The sequence below is a fragment of the Mycolicibacterium sichuanense genome, assembly GCF_033741125.1.
GTDB lineage: Bacteria > Actinomycetota > Actinomycetes > Mycobacteriales > Mycobacteriaceae > Mycobacterium.
The window spans coordinates 50234-70319 of sequence record NZ_JAWQPU010000009.1; the positions used below are offsets into that span (position 1 = coordinate 50234).

The following is a 20086-nucleotide window of genomic DNA, read 5'->3' on the forward strand; positions in this document are numbered from 1 at the left end:
CGGATCAGGAGGTGGCGCGCAGGCTCAGTGAAAGCACCAGTCGCACATCGGGATCGGCGAGCGTGGTGCCCAGCTCCTCCTCGATGCGCCGCACCCGGTAGCGCACCGTGTTGGGGTGCACGTGCAACCAGGAGGCAACGGCGGCCACGTCGCCGAAGCCGTCGAGGTAGGCCCGTAGCGTCTGGGCCAGCGTCGGATCCTTCTCCCGCAGCCGTCGCACTCGCGGGTCGAGCAGCCGCTCGTCACCGGCGATCATCGTGACGATCTCGTCGAGAAGCACCGTCGTGCGGGACTCGGCGAGCGAGGTCACCGGGCCGAACGCGCCGGGATGCCGCTCGGCGCTGTCGAGCACCCGGTCGACCTCGGCGCGTGCGGCCGCGACTTCGGCCAGACCCGTTCCCGGAGTGGCGATCACGGCCCGCAGCTCGAGCCCGAGTTCGGTGCGCAACGCCCCGATGGTGCCGCGGATCCACGACGTCACCGCGGCCGCCTTGCCGGTGTGCGGAAACAGCACGTAGACCCGCGATGGCCCCGCCGCCACCTGCGCGTCGCGCCGAAACGCGCTGGCGCTCAGGGCGAGTACGTCGGTCAACCGGCTGGGCGCCTCGCCCGCACCGTCGAAGCCGATGACGGCCACCCGGCCGTCCGCCACGATGCCCAGCTGGCGTGCGGCGTCGGCGATCTCGGCCCGGTCCAGCACGCCCTCCCGCAACCCGAGCAACTCCTGCACCCGTACGGCATGGGTCGACGGGGTGGCCGCCAGCCTCGAGATGATCCGGGCGGCAAGCACCGCCGCGCCGCGCAGCACCTGGTCGGCATCCTCGGCCAGCGGCCGGGATCCCTCCTGCAGCCAGATGGTCCCGGCGAACACCGGCCCGCGCCTGCGGTCGGTGGTGGCGAGGTGCATGCCGACGGCGCGACGGGGACGCAGGCCGAGTTCTGGTCTGGCATCGACGCGGACGACCTCACCGGTGGCGCGCAGAGCGTCGAAGATGCCGGCCCGGCCGATCCACGCCAGGTGCTCCGGCGGGCCGGCCCGGCCCAGGATGGATGACCGGCGCAGCTCGTCGGCCTCGTCGTTGGATGCCGAGTACGCCAGCACGTGGGACTGGGCGTCCTCGATGCTGACCATGCCGTGGGTGCGGTCGGCGATCGACTGGGCCAGGCCGAACAGGTCGGTGCTGGAATCGCGCTGGGGGTCGGTCCGGTCGCCGTGGTGTTCGAAGACGTGGTCGACGAGGCGGTACAACCGCTCCCAGCGGGCCCTCGGCTCGACGGCGACGACGGCGGTGCCCGCCGCTGCCGCGCGGGCCACCACCGCGTCGGACGGCTCCTTGACGAAGATCGCGACCGGCACCCGCCGCGCCGACTGCCGGACCAGCCAGGCCAGCACGTCGTCGTCGCCCACCCCGAGGATGAAGAACACGTCGGCCGAGCCCGCACCGGCTGCCAATCCGAGGCGGACGTCGTCGGCGTCGAGCAGCGCCGCCGAGGCTACCGGCAGGTCGAGGCCGCGGGGCGCCTGCACCAGCGTCACCATCGTCGCGTCGAGGGCGAGCAGCAGCTGACCCAGCCCGACGCCGGCCTCCGTCATGTTGGCCGATCCTACTGACGATCACGCTCAGGTTTGGTCGATCAGCCAACGGACGTCGGCCCGCCACGAGAGACGCTGATCACATGAGCGCCTTCTCCGCCATCACCGACGTGCCCGCCCCCGCCAACGAGCCCGTCCATGAATACGCCCCCGGCAGTTCAGAGCGCGACCGACTCGTCGCCGAACTCGCCGCGCTCGACACCGCGGAGCCGATCGACCTGCCGCACGTCATCGCCGGCCGGCACGCGATGGGCGACGGCGACCGCATCGACGTCGTTCAGCCGCACCGGCATCGCGCCGTCCTCGGCACGCTGACCAACGCCGGGCACGGCGAGGCGACGGCCGCGGTGGAGGCCGCGCTGGCCGCCAAGCCGGGGTGGGCGGCGCTGCCGTTCGACGAACGGGCAGCCATCTTCCTGCGCGCCGCCGACCTGCTCGCCGGGCCGTGGCGGGAGAAGCTCGCCGCTGCCACCATGCTCGGCCAGTCCAAGACCGCCTACCAGGCCGAGATCGACGCCGCCTGCGAACTCGTCGACTTCCTCCGCTTCAACGTCGCCTTCGCCCGTCAGCTGATGGCGCAGCAGCCACTAAGCGTGCGCGGCGTATGGAACCGGACCGACTACCGCCCGCTCGAGGGTTTCGTCTACGCGATCACCCCCTTCAACTTCACCGCCATCGCGGGCAACCTGCCGACCGCGCCCGCCCTGATGGGCAACACCGTGGTGTGGAAACCGTCCGTGACGCAGACGTTCTCGGCGTACCTGACCATGCAGCTGCTCGAGGCAGCCGGCTTGCCGCCGGGTGTGGTGAACCTGGTGACCGGCGACGGGTACGCGGTGTCCGACGTGGTGCTGGCCGACCCGCGGCTCGCGGGCATCCACTTCACCGGGTCGACGGCGACGTTCCAGCACCTGTGGCGCGAGGTCGGCACCAACATCGACCGCTATGACACCTATCCGCGGTTGGTGGGGGAGACCGGCGGCAAGGACTTCGTCGTCGCGCACTCATCCGCACGGCCAGACGTGTTGCGCACCGCCCTGATTCGCGGTGCCTTCGACTATCAGGGGCAGAAGTGCTCGGCGGCCTCGCGTGCCTTCGTGCCGCGGTCGGTGTGGCGGCAGATGGGTGACGACCTGCTGGCTGCGACCGCGGAGCTGGCGTACGGCGACGTGACGGACCTGGCCAATTACGGTGGCGCCCTGATCGACGCGCGCGCGTACGCCAAGAACGTCGACGCCATCGAGCGGGCCAAGGGTGCTGCCGGCGTCACCATCGCCGCCGGTGGTGAATACGACGACAGTGAAGGCTATTTCGTCCGCCCCACCATCCTGCTGTCCGACGATCCAACCGACGAGGCGTTCGCCACGGAGTACTTCGGTCCGATCCTCGCCGTGCACGTCTACGACGACGACCGCTTCGACGACGTGCTCGACGTCGTCGACTCCGGTTCGAAGTACGCGCTGACCGGAGCGGTGATCGCCGACGACCGTGCCGCCGTGCTGGCGGCGGAGAACCGGTTGCGCTTCGCCGCGGGCAACTTCTACGTCAACGACAAGCCGACGGGCGCGGTCGTCGGGCAGCAGCCGTTCGGCGGATCCCGCGCCTCGGGCACCAACGACAAGGCGGGTTCACCGCTGAACCTGCTGCGCTGGACCTCGCCCCGGTCGATCAAGGAGACGTTCGTGCCGCCGGTCGACCACCGCTACCCACACATGGAGGGATGACGATGAGCCTCTTCCAACGACTCGCGCGCCCGACGATCCTCGCCGCCGCGCGCTCGGACGGGCTGCGCCGGACCGCCGAGCGCCTGCCCGTCACCCGCGAGGTCGTGCACCGCTTCGTCCCTGGGGAGACCGTCGAGCACGCGCTGACTTCGGTCGACGAGCTGCGGGATTCGCGGCGCTACGTCTCCATCGACTACCTCGGTGAGGACGTCACCGACGTCGACGCCGCGGACGCCACGGTGCGCGCCTACCTCGAGTTGCTCGACGCGCTCGGTCAGCGCGGCGAGACTGGCGACGGCCCGCGGCCGCTGGAGGTGTCGCTCAAGCTGTCGGCGCTAGGGCAGGCCCTGCCCCGCGACGGCGAGAAGATCGCCCGCGACAACGCCAACGTCATCTGCGCCAGGGCCGCCGAGCTGGGAGCCTGGGTGACCGTCGACGCCGAGGACCACACCACCACCGACTCGACGCTGTCGATCGTGCGCGATCTGCGGGCTGAGTTTCCCTGGCTCGGGACGGTTCTGCAGGCCTATCTGAAGCGCACCCACGGGGACTGCCAGGCCTTCGCCGCCGCCGGTGCCAGGATCCGGCTGTGCAAGGGTGCCTACGACGAGCCGGCGTCGGTGGCCTACCGCGACGCCGACGCGGTCACCGACTCGTACCTGCGCTGCCTGCGGGTGCTGATGGCCGGTGGTGGCTACCCGATGGTGGCGTCCCACGATCCCGCCATCGTCGACGCCGTGCCAGTGATGGCGCGCGAATTCGGCAGGGGCGTCGACGACTTCGAGTACCAGATGCTGTACGGCATCCGCGACGCCGAGCAGCGCCGGCTGGCCGACGAGGGCAACCAGGTGCGGGTGTACGTGCCGTTCGGCACGCAGTGGTACGGCTACTTCGTGCGTCGGCTCGCCGAGCGCCCCGCCAACCTGGCGTTCTTCCTGCGCGCGCTGGCCGAACGGCGCCACTGACCTCGACCGTCTAGCACTGCGCCCGCGCGTAACCCGGAGTCCCCGGAGGGACGAGCCGGCGGTCCCGCAGGATCGTCAGCGGAGCACGGTCGGGCGAGGCGCAGACCTCGGCGAACGGCCGGGGCAGGTTGTCGACGTACTCGATCTGCAGGACGTGCGACCCGTAACCGCGCCGGTAGTCGCCGCACCCGTCGTAGGCCGCACACTCCTCGGTGACGGCGAAGTCGAAGCCGACGTCGTGGCGGCCCGCCTCCACCGCGTCGGCAGCGTTCTTCTGGCCGATGGCAAGGCCGTTGCGGTGCGCCAGGTCGGCGTAGGACCGCGCGAGTTCGAGGGCGCCCGCTTCGTCGACGCGCCCCGTCGCGGGTTCGGTGAAGCGGGTGAAGGTATCGAGGTTGTCGATCTCGACGGCGTCGAATCCCTCTCGCGCGCAACCGCTGAGCACCGGGGCGAGCACGTCGAGGATGGCCGCGCGCCGTTCGGCGGTCGATGGATCGAGCACGTACTCGTCGGGCCAGTCGGGATCACGGACCGGCGACCCGTCGGCATCGCGCAGCACGGCGGCCCCGTGGTGCGTCAGCCACTCCTCACCTTGGCCCGGCTGGGTCTGAAACCCGTTGACGTAGCACACGTTGTAGGCCCCGGGCAGCGGTCGGGCGGAGGCGTCGCGCACCACCGTCGTCAACCCGCCGACGTCGGCAGCGCCCCCGAGCTGGTAGTCGAACGGCCCCGACGTCGGCGGCAACCGGACCTCGCGCATCGCGACGGTCTCGGCCGACGGCGCGGTGACCGGTGCGGACGTGCAACCCGTCAGCACCATCGCGGCGAGCAGCGCCCACCGGCCCGCCGTCATGCGTCGGCGACGTGCCCGTGCAGGCGCAGCAGGGTCCACGCAGCGATCGTCTGGGCGTCGGTGATCGCGCCCTCGACGATCATCTGCTCGATCTGCTCGCCGGTGAACCAATCGCTGCGCATGTCCTGCTCCTCGTGTTCGCGCTCGTGCTCGCCCTCGACCACGTCGGTGGCCAGGAACGCCCAGCCGCGCTGGCTACTCATCCCCGGCGCGAGGTCGAGCTGCCCGAGCACCACCATCGACCCGGCGCGCAGCCCGGTCTCCTCGCGCAGCTCCTGCTCGGCGAGCTCGGCCGGCAACGGCTCGGCGCCGTCGAGCGTGCCGGGTGCGGTGCCCTGGGGAAACTCCCATCGGCGCAACCCGATCGGGTAGCGGAACTGCTCGACCAGGTGATATCGCGCGCCATCGAAGGCGATTACCAGGGCGTAGGTCGGTTTGTCGACGACGCCGTAGATGCCCGGGCTGCCGTCCTCGCGCCGGATGTCGTCCTCGCGGACGGTGAGCCAGGCATTGCGGTAGACGACCCTGGAGTCGATGCATTCGATGGGATCCACCCGTCCAGTATCGGGGTGTCGCGGTAGCCTCGCTGACGTGCTGCTGGCTTCGCTCGACCCGTCCGCCGTCGCCGCCGGACGCGACCTCGCCGACGCGGTGCGCATCGACGGCGCCACGCTCAGCCGCAGCGATCTCGTCGGGGCGGCGACCTCGGTCGCCGAGCGCGTCGCCGGGGCGGGCCGGGTCGCCGTGCTCGCCACTCCGACCGCGACCACCGTGCTCGCCATCACCGGGTGTCTGATCGCGGGTGTGCCCGTCGTTCCGGTGCCCGCCGACGTCGGCGCCGCCGAGCGCCGCCACATCCTCACCGATTCGGGGGTCAGCGCGTGGCTGGGCGAATTGCCCGCCGAGACCGAGGGCTTGCCGCACGTTCCGGTGCGGCTGTACGCGAGGTCCTGGCATCGCCATGCCGAGCCACCACCGGATGCCACGGCCATGGTGATGTACACCTCTGGCACGACGGGCCCGCCCAAGGGGGTGCCGATCAGCCGCCGCGCGATCGCCGCCGACATCGACGCGCTCGCCGCGGCGTGGGCGTGGACCCCGGATGACACCCTGGTCCACGGCCTTCCGCTATTCCACGTCCACGGCCTCATCCTCGGGCTGCTCGGGTCGCTCCGGATCGGAAATCGGTTCGTGCACACCGGAAAACCGACGCCCGCGGGGTACGCCGCGGCGGCTGGTTCGCTGTACTTCGGGGTGCCGACGGTCTGGTCGCGTGTCGCCGGCGACCTCGACGCGGCGCTGGCGCTGTCCTCGGCGCGGCTGCTGGTGTCCGGTAGTGCGGCGCTGCCCGTGCCGGTGTTCGACGAGCTGACCCGGCTGACCGGGCACGCCCCCGTCGAACGCTACGGCAGCACCGAGTCGCTGATCACGATCAGCACCAGGGTCGACGGTGAGCGGAGGCCGGGTTGGGTGGGCTTGCCGCTCGACGGCATGCAGACCCGGCTGACCGACGACGAGGGTGCGCTCGTCGCGCACGACGGCGAAACCATTGGGCGCCTCGAGGTTCGGGGACCGACGATCTTCTCGGGCTATTCGAACCGGCCCGACGCCACCGCGGAGGTGCTCATCGAGGATGGTTGGTACCGCACCGGTGACGTGGCCGTCGTCGACCCCGAAGGCATGCACCGGATCGTCGGGAGGGAGTCGGTGGACCTGATCAAGTCCGGTGGCTTCCGCATCGGGGCCGGTGAGATCGAGATGGTGCTGCTGGGTCACGCCGGTGTGGACGAGGTCGCCGTCGTCGGGGTGCCCGACGCCGATCTGGGCCAGCGCATCGTGGCCTACGTCGTGGGATCGGCGTCGCCCCGAGCCCTGATCGACCATGTGGCCGAACAACTCTCGACACACAAGCGCCCGCGCGAGGTGCGCATCGTCGATGCCCTGCCCCGCAATGCCATGGGCAAGGTGATGAAGAAGGAACTGACGCAGGGGGATTGACGTGTCACTGAGCTTCACCGAGATCTGCATCGATGCCACCGACATCGATGCCCTCGCACGGTGGTGGGCCGAGGTGCTCGGCTGGCCGAAGGAACCCACCGACGACGGAGACGTGATCTTGCGCGCGCCCGCCGGCCCGGACTGGCTGTTCCTCGCGGTGCCCGAGGGCAAGGCGGTCAAGAACCGCATCCACTTCGACTTCACTCCAGACGATCAGCAGGCCGAGGTGGACCGACTGGTGGCCCTCGGCGCCCGGCACGTCGACATCGGCCAGGGTGACCAGTCCTGGGTGGTGCTGGCCGATCCAGAGGGCAACGAGTTCTGCGTGCTGTCCGGCCGGGACTGACGCCACTCAGAGGCGACCGGGAAGTCGCACCTCGGCGTAGGTGCACAGCGGCCATACCTCGTCCTGCTGGTATTGCCCTGGCAGCCAGGAACTCTGGCAGGACGGCAGGCCGCCGCCGGTGTTGATGGAGCCCACCGTTTCCGTTCCCGGCTCGCCGTCGACGCCGGGGGTCACCTCGATCGTCGCGGTGAACGGGCCATCGGCCCACTCGCTGGTGCCGATGTAGTAGGTGAAGGTGTCGGTGCCCACGAAGCCGCGTTGCGGCGTGTAGGCGAACGAGCCGTCGCCGTTCAGTCGCAGCGTGCCGTGGCTCGGTCCGTCGACGAGGCCGGCGCGACCACCGCGGGAGGTGAAGTCCTGGTCCACCACGCCGTACGATGCGGTCGTCGTCAGGGTCTTGCCCTGTGACACCGTGAACCACGGGCCGGTGTTCTCCGACGGGGTACCGGCATCGTCGGTGCCCGTGACGACGATCGTGACGCTGGCGATGGCCTCTCGGCCGTCGGGGTCGACGATGCGGTAGTTGACGTAGTCCGTCCCGACGTATCCCGCGGGCGGGGTGTAGATCAGCCTGCCGCCGGAATCGATGACGGCCGTCCCGTAGTCGGGCTGCCCGTAGACCGTCGCCACGAGCGGATCCCCGTCGGGGTCGACGTCGTTGGCCAGGACGTCGATCGAGACCGGGGTGCCGGACGTGGTCGTGGCTCGATCGTCGGTGGCGATCGGTGGGCGGTTCGGGGGGAGGATGGTGACGGTGACCGTCGCCGTGGCGGTGTTGCCGTAGTCGTCGGAGACGGTGTAGGTGAACGAGTCCGTACCCACGTAGTCGGCGTCGGGGGTGTATTCGATCGCGCCACCCGGAGCGCCACCGGTGCTGCCGTGGGTGGGTGTGCCGTAGTCGGAGACGTAGAGCCCGTCGCCGTCGGGATCGGAGTCGTTGGCGAGCACGGGCACGATCACCTGTTGGCCCCATGGCACGGTGATGGCGTCATCGCCAGCCACCGGAGGGCGATTGGGCGCCACCACGAAGACGTTCACGGTGGCCTTGGCTTGGTTCATCCCGTCGGATGCCGCATATTCGAAGGTGTCCATGCCCACGAATCCCGTTGCGGGAGTGTAGGTGAACGTGCCGTCGGAATTGGACGTCAGCGTCCCCGACGTGGGCGCAGTGATGATGACGGCGGTCAGTGGCCGGCCTTCGGGATCGGTGTCGTTGGCCAACGGATCCACGATCAACGCCACGCCCGCGTCGGTCTGATAGCCGTCGTAGACAGCCTCCGGGGGAAGGTTCGGTGCGGGTTTGACGGTGATGCTGACCGTGGTCGTCGTCGAGGAATTCGTCGAATCCGTTGCGGTGTACTCGAATCCATCGGTGCCAAGGTAGCCCGAGGCGGGCGTGTAGACGAACGAGCCGTCAGATGCCATGACGACGGTGCCGTGCGACGGGGCGGTCGCCACGGTGACGGTGAGGGTGTCGCCGTCGACGTCGATGTCGTTGGACAACACACCCCAATGGGCGGTGATCACGAGGGGTGTGTCCTGGGTGGCGTCGTAGTAGTCCCGGCCGACGAGGGGCGGGGTGAAGGTGCGGCCGACGACGATCGTCACGCTTGCCGTGGCGGTCGACGCATCGGTGGTGTCTTGCACGGTGTAGCCGAACCCGTCGGATCCAAGGTAGCCGGCGTCGGGAACGTAGTCGAAGGTGCCGTCGGTCCGCATGGTCAGCGTCCCATGACCGGGCATGCCGGAGGAACTCACGATTAGCGCGTCACCTGCAGGACCCGTGTCGTTGTCGAGCACGTTGCCGTGGACGGGTGTGTCCGGTGCGGTGAGGAATTGATCGTCGTTGGCCTCGGTGGTCAGCACGGGGGCGGTGGCCTCCGCCCGCGGTGACACCGCAGCTGCGGCGTTCGCCGACCCGGGTTGCGACTCGCGGCGAGTCCAGGCCAGGAGGGCCAAGCTGAACGGCGACTGAAGCGGCGCGCCGGGCCCGGGCAGCCCGAGCGGGACGAGCACTGCCGTCATCAGCGTGCCCGCTGCGACCGGCAGCGCGGCGGCCGCACCGTCGCTGACTGCCTCGGCGGCGGAGGCGGCCGCGGACTGCACGGTCGACGTCGTCGGTGCGGCCGTCGGCTGTTGCTCGAACGAGGCCTCGATGGTCGACGCCCGCGCCGCCGAGGTGGTGGCGGGTGCCGGGGCCGTCCCGGGTGAGGGCTCGGCGGCGGCCTGGCGAGCGGGTGCCGACGACGCGGGATCGGCCAGCGGACGTGCATGTCGCGGAGGCGAATCATCCTGTGATCTCGTCGCGGTTGCGGTCGCGGTCGCTGCGGGCTGAGCGGGCGGCTCCGGTGAACTGCTCGCCGGACTCTCGGGGAGCTGGTTGGCGGCGTGACCGTCGTAGGTCGAGGTGTGTGCACCACCGCTGCTGCTCGTGTTCATCGCGGGCACCGTGGGCGCCGAGGGCGAAGCGTCTGCGCCCGACCCGGTGGTGGCGGAGCTACCGGTCGAGGTGGTGGCGGAGCTACCGGTCGAGGTGGCGCTCACCGCAGCGGAGGGTGCAGCCTCCGCTGCCGGGCCGGCCGAACTGCCGGCGGTGGATCCGGCTGTCGAGGAGCCCTCGTCGGCGGACGCGATTGCGACGCCGTGGCCGGTTGCTACCGCGGCGCCCACCCCCAGTGCCACGGCCAGCGCGCCGACGCGACCGACGTGCCTCGCGTGGCCCGGCCGCGTCGGGTGCGCCGACACTGGTGCGTCGAGGCGAAAGGCCAGTGCCGACGGATGAATGCGGTCGGGTGTCGCGCGATGACGTCCGCCGTTGCGGGGGGCTCGATGCTGGGGGGCTTCAGGCATGTCGACGACCTTTCGACCCACTTCGGGGTTGCGGGATGGTCGCCGCTTCAATCGCCGGGAGGAGTCAGCGACGAAGTTACATCATCGTCAAATTTTCTGCTAGCAAACGGCAAAGCGGAAAGTCGAGCGCGGCGCGTCCGGTGATGGCATGAGGCCCCGCCGGGGACTGCCTTTGCTCTCCGCCACCGCCGACTCAGCTTTCCCACGGGGAATGCATTGATCTTGACCAAATTTCGCCTCCGGCCATGATCTGGCAACCCAGGGATCGTGATCGCCGCTGGCGGTTCGCTCGCCGTCCTACGGTAGTGGCACGCACTCGGCGAAGTTCCCCCTCGCAAACGAGAAATTGTCCGAGGGTGACATTCTTGGGGGTTCCGAGCATCGAAGCGCGTGTCCCGGTCGAGGATTTGCCAACGCTGTTCCCGCTCGCCACGCACAGCCGCATCGATGCCGACTCACAGACGGCGATGTCAGGATGACCCGGTGCGCAGATTGTCCGGCTTGGTGGTCTGCGCGGCCGTGCTGGCGGCGTGTGCTCCGCCGGCCAGTGACGCGCCGCAGCCGCCGCAGACGCCGCCAATGGGGTGGAATTCATGGAACTCCGGCATCCCGCTCACCGAACGAACAGTCGAAGACACCATCGACGCGATGGTCTCCTCGGGGATGCGCGACGCGGGCTACCGCTACGTCAACCTGGACGCCGGGTGGGCCGCTCCCACCCGCGATGCGGACGGCAACCTGCAGGCCGACCCCGCCCGCTTCCCGCACGGCATCGCCCCCCTCGCGGCGTACGCCCACGACCACGGCCTATTGCTCGGCATCTATCACAGCCCGTTCAACGAGGGCTGCGGTCAGGATCCGCGGATCGGCGGCGCCAATCACGAAGGGGCCGATGCGCGTACGTTCGCATCCTGGGGCGTGGACTACCTGAAGTACGACTGGTGCAGGCTGGACGCGGGGCACACCGATCAGGTCAAGTACTTCGCCGCGATGCGAGATGCGTTGCGCGCCAGCGGCCGTCGCATCGTCTACAGCATCAACCCCAACAGTTCCGGCGACCCGGACGCCGGTTCGGAATTCGACTGGTCCCACATCGCCGACGTCAGTCGCGACGCGATGGACCTAGTGCCCGCCTGGGGTGACGAGCTCCTCTGGGACACGGGGCTGGCCGGTGTCAGCCAGGCGTTCAGCGCCGCCGCACCGGCCGCGCCGCACGACGGACCGAAGCACGTCAACGATCCCGACATGCTGGTCGTCGGCATCGGCTGGAACGAATTCGCCAGGAACCATCCCACGATGTCACTGGGTCCACCGCGGCCGGATCTGACCGACGTCGAACAGCGCGCTCACTTCTCGCTATGGGCCATGCTTGCCGCGCCGCTGCTGGCCGGCAATGACCTGAGGTCGATGGACGAGGCGACGCGCACGATCCTGACCAACCGCGACGTCATCGCCGTCGATCAGGATCCGTTGGTGCTGCAGGGTCTTCCGCTGCTCGCCGACGATCGCGTGATCGTCAAGCCGCTGGCCGACGGATCGGTGGCGGTCGCCCTCTTCAACCCCGGTGCCGGTCCGGCGACGATCCGCACCGATGCCCACGCGGTCGGGCTGACCGGGTCCGCCAAGTACACCGTGCGCGATCTGTGGCAGCACGACGAGACGACCACCACCGGTGACGTGGAGCGGACGGTCCCACCGCATGGGGTCGCGATGCTGCGGGTGACGCGTCGGCCCTAGCGGTCAGTTGGCGTGCAGCGCCTCGTTCAGCGTGATGCCGGAGCCGTCGCGCGAGACCACCTCGACCGCGCCGGATACCGAATTGCGGCGGAACAGAAGGTTGTTGGCGCCGGAGAGCTCACGCGCCTTCACGGTCTGGCCGTCGGCGGTGGTCACCTTGGTGCCGCCGGTGACGTACAAGCCGGCCTCGACAACGCAGTCGTCGCCCAGGGAGATGCCGAGCCCCGAGTTCGCGCCGAGCAGGCAGCGCTGGCCCACCGAGATGACCTCCTTGCCGCCGCCGGACAGCGTGCCCATGATCGACGCGCCACCGCCGACGTCCGAGCCGTCACCGACCACCACGCCGGCCGAGATCCTGCCCTCGACCATCGAGGTGCCCAGCGTGCCCGCGTTGAAGTTCACGAAACCCTCGTGCATGACTGTGGTGCCCGGCGCGAGGTGCGCACCCAGTCGCACGCGGTCGGCGTCGGCGATGCGCACACCGGCGGGAACCACGTAGTCCACCATGCGCGGAAACTTGTCGACGCCGAAGACCGTCACCGGCCCACGCCGGCGCAACCGGGCGCGCGTCAGCTCGAAGCCCTCCACCGCACACGGGCCGTAGTTGGTCCAGACCACGTTGGCCAGCACGCCGAAGAGGCCGTCCACGTTGGCTCCGTGCGGTGCGATCAGCCGGTGCGAGAGCAGGTGCAGCCGCAGGTAGGCATCGAAGGCGTCGACGGGCTTGTCGTGGAGGGAGGCGATAGTGGTGCGGACGATGACCGTCTCGACGTCGCGCTCGTCGTCGCGACCGGTCAGCACAGCCAGCTCCTCGGTCACCTCGGCCACGGAGAGCCTGGTGGTGCCCGATTCCCCGGTGCCGCCGAGTTCGGGTTCCGGGAACCACGTGTCGAGAACCGTACCCTCGGCCGTAATGGTGGCGACGCCCACGCCTGATGCTGAAGTCACGCTGCCAAAGGCTACTGGACTAACCTCGGGGACCGTGGGCCTGGACTTGCGTGCTGATCCGATCGAGCTGACCGCCGCGCTCGTCGACATCCCCAGCGAATCGCGTCACGAGGCGCGCATTGCCGACGACGTCGAGGCCGCCCTGCGCGCGCAGGCCCCCGGTTACGAGGTGATCCGCAACGGTGACGCCGTCCTGGCGCGCACCAACCTGGGCCGGCCGTCGCGGGTGCTGCTCGCAGGCCACCTCGACACCGTGCCCGCGGCCGACAACGTGCCTAGCCGTCTGGTCGACGGTGAGCTCTACGGCTGCGGCACCTCCGACATGAAGTCCGGGGACGCGGTGTTCCTGCACCTGGCCGCCACCCTCGCCGAGCCGTCCCACGACGTCACCCTGGTGATGTACGACTGCGAGGAGATCGAGTCCAGCGCCAACGGCCTTGGCCGCATCGAACGCGAGCTGCCCGACTGGCTGCGCGCCGACGTCGCGATCCTCGGCGAACCCTCCGGTGGATTCATCGAGGCCGGCTGTCAGGGCACCATCCGGATGGTGGTGCGCGCGACGGGCACCCGGGCGCACTCGGCACGATCATGGTTGGGCGACAACGCCATTCACAAGCTCGGCGCAGTACTCGACCGGCTCTCGGTCTACCAGGCGCGCAGCGTCGACATCGACGGTTGCACTTACCGGGAGGGACTCTCCGCGGTCCGCATCGACGGTGGGGTCGCGGGAAACGTCATTCCCGACGCGGCATCGGTGACGCTGAACTTCCGATTCGCCCCCGACCGCAGCGTGGAGCAGGCCGCCGCCCACGTCCACGACGTGCTCGACGGCCTGGACGTCGACGTCGAACTGACCGACGCCGCCGCGGGTGCCCTGCCGGGGTTGACGAAACCCGCTGCAGCCGGCCTGATCTCGGCAGCCGGTGGCCGGGTGCGCGCCAAGTTCGGGTGGACCGACGTCGCGCGGTTCGCCGCACTGGGGATCCCCGCGGTCAACTACGGGCCCGGTGACCCGAACATGGCACATCGCGTGGACGAACGCGTCGAGCTCGCCCAGATCACCGCCGTCACCGAGACGCTTCGCGCATATTTGCTTGACTGACGTCGCTACCATGGTCCACGGACGGCCAATCGACGAAGGGTGGGCGGCAGACATGCTGGGAGACGACATCTCCGGGTAGCTCGACGCTACCGGAGCATGCCTCGATCATCCCCTTCTGCCGTGCGCCGTCGTGCCGCGGTGTTCACGAAAGCACCTGTCATGTCCGATGTTTCACTCGTCGTCTCGCACCTGTCCTTCGGCTGGTCCGACGACGTCCCGTTGTTCACCGACCTCTCGTTCACCGTGCCCCCCGGCCGCACCGGCCTGGTCGCGCCGAACGGTGCGGGCAAGAGCACGCTGCTCCAGCTCGTCGCCGGGGAGCTCGCCCCCACCGCGGGCGCGGTGGCGGTCGACGGCACGGTCGGCTACCTCCCGCAGACCCTGCCGTTCCAGGCGTCCCGCACGGTCGCCGACGTCCTCGGCGTCGCAGCGATCCTCGCCGCGCTGGCCGCGCTGGCGGCAGGGGATGCCTCCGAGGCCGTCTTCACCGCGATCGGCGACGAGTGGGACGTGCAGGACCGGCTGCGGGCTCAGCTCGACCGACTGGGGCTCGGCCACGTCGGCATGGACCGTCCGCTCGGGTCGCTCAGCGGTGGCGAGGTGGTCTCGCTGGGACTGGCCGCGCAGCTGCTGCGGCGCCCCGACGTGCTGCTGCTCGACGAGCCGACCAACAACCTCGACGCCGACGCCCGGCGGCGGCTGCGGACCACCCTCGCCGACTTCGCTGGCACCCTGCTGGTGGTCAGCCACGACCGGGAACTCCTCGACGGCATGGATCGCATCGCCGAGCTGCACCGCGGGGAGGTCGTGTTTCACGGCGGAACGTTCACCGACTACCGCAACAGCCTCGAGGCGGCGCAGCAGGCCGCGGAGGCCGACGTGCGCAACGCCGAACAGCTCTTGAAGCGGGAGCGCCGGCAGATGCAGAAGGGCCGCGAACGCGCCGCGCGACGGTCGGGCACCGCGGCGCGAAACGTCAAGGATGCTGGGCTGCCGAAGATCGTGGCGGGCAAGCTCAAGCGCGATGCTCAGGAGTCGGCGGCCAGGGCCGACGACGTGCACGCCAAACGCATCGAGGAGGCGCGGGTCCGCCTCGAGGGGGCAGAGCGGGCGGTGCGTGACGACGACGTGCTGGCGCTGGACCTGCCCGGCACCGAGGTGCCGGCGGGCCGCACCGTGCTCGCGGCGCGCGGAGTCCGGATCCGGGTCGGGGGCCGGGAGTTGTTCGCGCACGACGGAATCGACCTGGACGTCCGCGGCCCCGAGCGCATCGCGCTGACCGGACCCAACGGAGCGGGCAAGTCCACGCTGCTGCGGATCCTAAGCGGTGACCTGCTGCAGTCCCACGGCGAGGTGCACCGCGCCGACGGGCGCATCGCCTACTTGTCCCAGCGGCTCGACTTGCTCGATCCACAGCGCAGCGTGACGCAGAACCTCGCGGCGTTCGCGCCAAGCCTCGGACACACCCGTCACAGGCATCTGTTGGCCCGCTTCCTCTTTCGCGGCGATCAGCTCGACCTGCCCGTCGCGGCACTGTCGGGGGGCGAGCGGCTGCGGGCAACCCTGGTCTGCATCCTGCACGCCGAGCCGGCACCCCAGCTGCTGCTGCTCGACGAGCCGACCAACAACCTGGATCTGGTGAGCGTCGGGCAGTTGGAATCCGCGCTGAACGCCTACCGGGGTGCATTCGTGGTGGTGAGCCACGACGAACGCTTCCTGGAGACGATCGGGATCGACCGCAGGCTGCGCCTGGACGGTGGCGTGTTAGACGGCTGACTGCTGCGGGCGGGTCTGGGCGGGCTGGGGGCGTTCCGGTGCCGGTGGCGCAACGGGTGCCCGGCCGCCGTCGGTGGCGCGTCCCGGCTGTGCCTGATCGGGATGGGTGGGAGCCGGGTGGCGTTGGGCGCTTTCGTCTTCGGCGCGTTTCTCGGCCTCCTGCCGCTCGCGCTCGCGGTCGTCGCGCTCCTTGCCGTCGGTGGCATCGCGCTCGGCGACCTCGTCCTTGGCGGCCTTGCCCGCATCGGCACCGCCGCCCTTGCCCGCCGAGTCGACGATGCCCTGAACGCCCTGCATCACCTGCTGCGGGAGTTGGCTGAGCCCTGGGCGAGTCCCTGCGCCGACTGGGCCATGCCCTGGGCGAACTGGCCGAGCTGCTGGCCGACCTGGCCGGCCATCTGACCCGCCATCTCGGCGCCGCCGCCGCCAGGTGTCGCGGAGGTGCCGGCACTGGTGGCCGTCGTCGCACCGGTGGATCCCGGGGCGCCCCCCGGCGCGCCCGCCATCGCCTCGGCGGCGGCCCGGAGCTTCTCGGCGCCCTGCTGGTCACCGTGCTCGTACATCTGATGAGCCCGGTTGAGCAACTCGGCGATGGTGTCGCTGGAATCCTTCGTGGCCGAAAGGGTGCCGGCCCGACTCTGCGTGACACCGTCGAGCGCTGAGTTGACCGCGAAGGCGATGTTGCCGAACGACTTTGCGACGTCAGCAGTGCGGACACCGTCGACGGCGGTCAGCTCGGACAGCCCGTCGGCGACCTGAGAGTGAATCGTGGACAGCGGCGTCAGGCCTGCACCATCGAGCGAGAACTGGCCTCCCATGCTGACCCCTTCCTGTCGTCGAACTCCCTCGATTCTATTGGCGGAATCGTGCGGTGATCAGCGGCAATTTGTGCAACGGCGGATCGTGCGCGAGCTACTTGCTCGGCTGAGGCCATCCGGGCTCGGGGTTACCGGGTGCGGGCGGCGCGTCCTTGTATCCGGTCATCATCGCGGTCCGTTCAGCTTCGTTCTGCGGCATGGCGTTCGCGCACCGCTGTTGGAGCTCCGGTGTGGGAAAGAGAGGCTTCTCTGGCTGGCCGATGGGCCCCCACGATCCGGTGCTCTCGGCGGTGACGAACCAGTCACCGAACACGTCGTCGCTCGGTGCCGGTGCTGGTCCTTCTTGCGGCGCCGTCGGCGGTTGTGGTGGGGTGAGCCCGACGCGTGGATCGTGTTGAGTGAATTGGATTCGATACACGAAGACCCCGCTCGTTGGCCCAGGGTTGAGCGGTTGGCCCGTCTTGTCGTCCGTTCCCAACGAGATGTACTTGCCGGGACGCACGGCGCTCTCGATGAAGCTGGCATATTCCGCGGTGCACACGAGGGCGTCGTACCCACCGTCGAGTGGATTGACTTCGAGCACATGGAGCGCAAGGAAACCGTAGTGCGGCCGAGCGTCTTGCGGGGTCTTGGTGTTGTAGTAACCCAGCGGGCGTACGCCGATGTGTTGAATGAGTGTGCCGGCGACGTTCCTATCGGCATTGGGTGGCGTAGCACGCAGAAAGCCCGGATAGACGTCCTTGATGTCGAAGGTGTACTCGGCGACTTGATAGGACTCCAGATAGGCGCGTAGCAGGACGCCGGGACCGGCCAAGAGGTCAATGCCCGGCTCCGCAGTCCAGTGAAAGCTAAAACCATCCAGCGTCGCAGGCCAATTCGCGAATTGGCGTCCTTGCGACTGTGTCGTGGGCGAGCCAGTCGGCTGCGGAGTCGAATGGCCACAGGCGCTGACCAGGACTGCGGCGACGACGATCGCCAGCGTTCTCCTCATGGTCATCGAGCTTAAGTCGCGCCGACGATGGAGGACGTATAGGTGTTCCAATACGTCTGCATGAGCCCGCCGATGGCGCCCGGTTGTCCGATGGAGTCGAGATAGTTCGCGATGGCATTGTGGTATGAGCCGTACTCGGTGCTTCCGCTTTGGTCAGGTGGCGCCGTGAATCGCCCGTTCTCGTAGATCCCGTCGAGTATCGACATGTCACCAGCACCGTTGTGCGCCAGTACCTCTGCCATGAAACGTTCGGTCGGGAAGGTGCCGGGGATGGTGACATTGGGCGGGCGTCCCTCGACCGGCTCCGGTCCGATGACGAAATCCTTGCTGAACGCCGCGATGTCGCTGGCTGCGGCACCGGGAGCGCCGTACTGGTCGACGAATCCCGCTCCAAGGTCGTAGAGCTTGCCCTGCAGCTTCCACGATTCGTGTTGTGCTTGAAACGTGTTGTGTAGTCGGGACGCTGCCTCGTCGTAGCTTCCGAGGTTGAGCGCCGCTTGAAGGCGGCCCGCGGATTGCATGGCGAAGTCGTCGTTCACGGGACCGCCGGGCATCGCCGAGAGCGCGGCGTTCTCGAAGGCCTGGTGGACGTGTCGTTGGGTGCTATCGAACAAGATTTCGCTTGCCGTCTTCGGCGCACCCGATCCGGGCGGCTGATCCATCGGTGGGTGGTCCGACATCAATACGCTCATCAGATGTCGGGTGTTGGTGGGCTCGGTCTTGGAACCGTCAGCTGGATCCAGCGGAGCGAACAGACCGTCGTTGCCACCGGTGTTGTTGCCCACCATGTCGTCGAAGTATGGCGAGAAGGCGCGGGCCCAGTCTCGGGTCAGCTCGGGATTGACCTGGCCGAGCGATTGCCCCTCCGCCCCGTAGCCTCTGGTGCTCTCCAGGTTGAGTAGATCGGAGTGATGGCTACTGGTGTATTCGGCCAGAGCGTGGGCGGTTTGGGCGGCTCGACCGGTCGGGTCGTTGGCTGCGTCGTCCGCGACCCAATCGAACAGTCCGCCCGCCGCGAGTCCGTCGTCCTGCCATTGGTGGTTGGTCAGGTCGTTCAAGAAGTGCTCGCTACCGGGCCCCGTCACGGCGTCGTGAATGACCATGTCGTCCTTGTTGACCGCGTTGAGCATGTTCTGGAGCGTCGGGTCGACGTTGTCGTGATACCAACGAGGGGCGTCGTCGGTCGGTCCTAGCTGGCTGTGCTTGTTCGAGATATCAAGCATCTCTTGGCTTTTCGTCATTAGTCCGGCATCGAGAGCAGTACCGTGCTGCAGACTTCGATCGCCTTGCTGGACGATGTTGGCAAGGTCGTTCAAACCCTGCGTCGGCTGCAGGGGACCCGTCGGTTCAGGTGGGACGATCCAACGACCATCCTGGAACACGCCGCTCGACATGGGTTGTGTCATCGCCGGACCATCGAGAACCTTCTGAATGCCGTCGGGAAGCGCATACTTGCCGCCGCTCGAGGGATGGTCGATCGAGGGAGGCTCCGTCTCCGGAAGGCCCGTGTGAATGTTGGGATTCGACGCCAACTGGAACGCGTCGGCGACCTTGCCGCCGTCGCCTCCGGACTTGTCCATGATCGCCTTGATCTCCTCGGGGGTCTTGTCGCCGAACTCGCGTGAGAAGCCCTGGAGGTAGGACATACGCTCGGGCGGAAGAGTGAGGTTTCCTTGGTCCAAGGCGCGCTGCTGCTCAGGCGTGAGCGTGGTGTTGTTGGTCAAGCGTTCTCGCTGCTCGGCGGTGAGCGTGCCGTTCTGAAGAGCCTTCGAGTCTGCCGCCCCCTGCTCGTTCGGAGATTGCTTCTTCTCGTCGTCGCCCTTGGCGCCGCGCGCTTCGCCACCCGTGCCCTCCTTGGCGAACTTCTGGTCGCCCAACGCCTGGTACTCCCCACCAAGGGTGCGGATCTGCCCCCCGATCGCCGCGAGGTCGCCGTTGGACTTGGTGACGATCTGGCTGAGCTGGCCAAGTCCCTTGGCCACGATGGGCATCAACAGCTGCTCGCGGTTCTTGCCGGCCGGTACCGAGTTGGCGGCGTCGAGCACCCACTTGCGCACTGCGTCGAGATCCTGCCGGCCGGAGGTGACCACCTGGGCGGACGCATCGACCTGTGCTGCCAGGCGTTGGTCGAGGGCGGCCAGCCGAGCGAACACCTTGCCGTGATCTTGGTTGGCCGCGTCGTAGGCGGCCGCTGCGGTGCCCGTCCACCGCGATCTCGGGGCGGCCGACTCCACTGTCGTTTGGAGTTGCCGCAAGGTGCCGCTCTGGTCGAACCGCTCACCCGTGTGCGGCACACCCTGGCCGAACGTCTCGCGGGCCGTGGACCACGTCGACAGGAACGCATCCAGCACGCCCACCAGAGTCCCTTCGATCGTTCGAGTGCC

At 69.0% G+C, this 20086-nt stretch carries 16 protein-coding genes; 7 read left to right on the forward strand and 9 right to left on the reverse strand.

All coding sequences use genetic code 11. The annotated features are described in order from the left end of the window. Positions 1-4: 4 nt before the first annotated feature. Positions 5-1594, reverse strand: a complete 1590-nt coding sequence (locus SBI80_RS23730; protein WP_318977297.1) for a PucR family transcriptional regulator — start codon at positions 1592-1594, stop codon at positions 5-7. An 83-nt stretch (positions 1595-1677) separates the two neighbouring features. On the opposite strand from SBI80_RS23730, the gene pruA reads away from it, so the two are divergent. After that, positions 1678-3318, forward strand: a complete 1641-nt coding sequence (gene pruA / locus SBI80_RS23735) for an L-glutamate gamma-semialdehyde dehydrogenase (RefSeq protein ID WP_318977298.1) — start codon at positions 1678-1680, stop codon at positions 3316-3318. 2 nt (positions 3319-3320) lie between these two features. Next, positions 3321-4283: a proline dehydrogenase family protein gene (locus SBI80_RS23740; RefSeq protein WP_318977299.1), complete on the forward strand. Its 963-nt coding sequence runs from the start codon at positions 3321-3323 to the stop codon at positions 4281-4283. Between the two features lie 10 nt (positions 4284-4293). On the opposite strand, the gene SBI80_RS23745 is transcribed toward SBI80_RS23740, so the two are convergent. Both SBI80_RS23745 and SBI80_RS23750 read right to left on the reverse strand, forming a co-directional pair. Next, positions 4294-5136, reverse strand: a complete 843-nt coding sequence (locus SBI80_RS23745) for an endo alpha-1,4 polygalactosaminidase (RefSeq protein WP_318977300.1) — start codon at positions 5134-5136, stop codon at positions 4294-4296. Beyond that, entirely contained in the window at positions 5133-5690 is a 558-nt protein-coding gene (locus SBI80_RS23750) for an NUDIX domain-containing protein (RefSeq protein ID WP_318977301.1), read from the reverse strand. Before SBI80_RS23750 ends, SBI80_RS23745 begins: the two co-directional genes overlap by 4 nt. Positions 5691-5727: 37 nt before the next feature. Here SBI80_RS23750 and SBI80_RS23755 point away from each other — a divergent pair, with 37 nt between their 5' ends. Both SBI80_RS23755 and SBI80_RS23760 read left to right on the forward strand, forming a co-directional pair. After that, entirely contained in the window at positions 5728-7134 is a 1407-nt protein-coding gene (locus tag SBI80_RS23755) for an acyl-CoA synthetase (protein WP_318977302.1), read from the forward strand. A gap of 1 nt (position 7135) precedes the next feature. Further along, complete coding sequence (locus tag SBI80_RS23760) at positions 7136-7480, forward strand: VOC family protein (protein WP_318977303.1); 345 nt, start codon at positions 7136-7138, stop codon at positions 7478-7480. Positions 7481-7486: 6 nt separating this feature from the next. Here SBI80_RS23760 and SBI80_RS23765 read toward each other — a convergent pair whose 3' ends face one another. Further along, positions 7487-10330, reverse strand: a complete 2844-nt coding sequence (locus tag SBI80_RS23765) for an Ig-like domain-containing protein (RefSeq protein ID WP_318977304.1) — start codon at positions 10328-10330, stop codon at positions 7487-7489. A gap of 483 nt (positions 10331-10813) precedes the next feature. On the opposite strand from SBI80_RS23765, the gene SBI80_RS23770 reads away from it, so the two are divergent. Beyond that, a complete protein-coding gene (locus SBI80_RS23770; RefSeq protein ID WP_318977305.1) occupies positions 10814-12067 on the forward strand; it encodes a glycoside hydrolase family 27 protein in 1254 nt (417 codons plus the stop codon). 3 nt (positions 12068-12070) lie between these two features. On the opposite strand, the gene dapD is transcribed toward SBI80_RS23770, so the two are convergent. Further along, complete coding sequence (gene dapD / locus SBI80_RS23775) at positions 12071-13015, reverse strand: 2,3,4,5-tetrahydropyridine-2,6-dicarboxylate N-succinyltransferase (protein WP_318977306.1); 945 nt, start codon at positions 13013-13015, stop codon at positions 12071-12073. A 34-nt stretch (positions 13016-13049) separates the two neighbouring features. On the opposite strand from dapD, the gene dapE reads away from it, so the two are divergent. Together dapE and SBI80_RS23785 are read left to right on the forward strand one after the other, a co-directional pair. Further along, on the forward strand, positions 13050-14117 hold the full coding sequence (dapE, locus tag SBI80_RS23780) for a succinyl-diaminopimelate desuccinylase (RefSeq protein WP_318977307.1): 1068 nt from the start codon (positions 13050-13052) through the stop codon (positions 14115-14117). 159 nt (positions 14118-14276) lie between these two features. After that, a complete protein-coding gene (locus SBI80_RS23785; RefSeq protein ID WP_318977308.1) occupies positions 14277-15893 on the forward strand; it encodes an ABC-F family ATP-binding cassette domain-containing protein in 1617 nt (538 codons plus the stop codon). Here SBI80_RS23785 and SBI80_RS23790 read toward each other — a convergent pair. The 4 genes from SBI80_RS23790 to SBI80_RS23805 form a co-directional block, all read right to left on the reverse strand. Continuing rightward, positions 15882-16190: a hypothetical protein gene (locus tag SBI80_RS23790; RefSeq protein WP_318977309.1), complete on the reverse strand. Its 309-nt coding sequence runs from the start codon at positions 16188-16190 to the stop codon at positions 15882-15884. The two genes, SBI80_RS23785 and SBI80_RS23790, sit on opposite strands and share 12 nt — an antisense overlap. Continuing rightward, positions 16190-16711, reverse strand: a complete 522-nt coding sequence (locus tag SBI80_RS23795; RefSeq protein ID WP_318977310.1) for a type VII secretion target — start codon at positions 16709-16711, stop codon at positions 16190-16192. Before SBI80_RS23795 ends, SBI80_RS23790 begins: the two co-directional genes overlap by 1 nt. A gap of 94 nt (positions 16712-16805) precedes the next feature. After that, positions 16806-17753, reverse strand: a complete 948-nt coding sequence (locus SBI80_RS23800) for a hypothetical protein (protein ID WP_318977311.1) — start codon at positions 17751-17753, stop codon at positions 16806-16808. Then, on the reverse strand, positions 17714-20053 hold the full coding sequence (locus SBI80_RS23805) for a TPR repeat domain-containing protein (RefSeq protein WP_318977312.1): 2340 nt from the start codon (positions 20051-20053) through the stop codon (positions 17714-17716). The genes SBI80_RS23800 and SBI80_RS23805 overlap by 40 nt, the downstream gene beginning before the upstream one ends. Positions 20054-20086 lie beyond the last annotated feature (33 nt).

Bases quoted from the DNA above. Each gene is read 5' to 3' on its own strand.
- SBI80_RS23730 (WP_318977297.1), bottom strand. From the start codon at position 1,594: ATGACGGAGGCCGGCGTCGGGCTGGGTCAGCTGCTGCTCGCCCTCGAC.
- pruA (WP_318977298.1), top strand. From the start codon at position 1,678: ATGAGCGCCTTCTCCGCCATCACCGACGTGCCCGCCCCCGCCAACGAG.
- SBI80_RS23740 (WP_318977299.1), top strand. From the start codon at position 3,321: ATGAGCCTCTTCCAACGACTCGCGCGCCCGACGATCCTCGCCGCCGCG.
- SBI80_RS23745 (WP_318977300.1), bottom strand. From the start codon at position 5,136: ATGACGGCGGGCCGGTGGGCGCTGCTCGCCGCGATGGTGCTGACGGGT.
- SBI80_RS23765 (WP_318977304.1), bottom strand. From the start codon at position 10,330: ATGCCTGAAGCCCCCCAGCATCGAGCCCCCCGCAACGGCGGACGTCAT.
- SBI80_RS23785 (WP_318977308.1), top strand. From the start codon at position 14,277: ATGTCCGATGTTTCACTCGTCGTCTCGCACCTGTCCTTCGGCTGGTCC.
- SBI80_RS23790 (WP_318977309.1), bottom strand. From the start codon at position 16,190: ATGCAGGGCGTTCAGGGCATCGTCGACTCGGCGGGCAAGGGCGGCGGT.
- SBI80_RS23795 (WP_318977310.1), bottom strand. From the start codon at position 16,711: ATGGGAGGCCAGTTCTCGCTCGATGGTGCAGGCCTGACGCCGCTGTCC.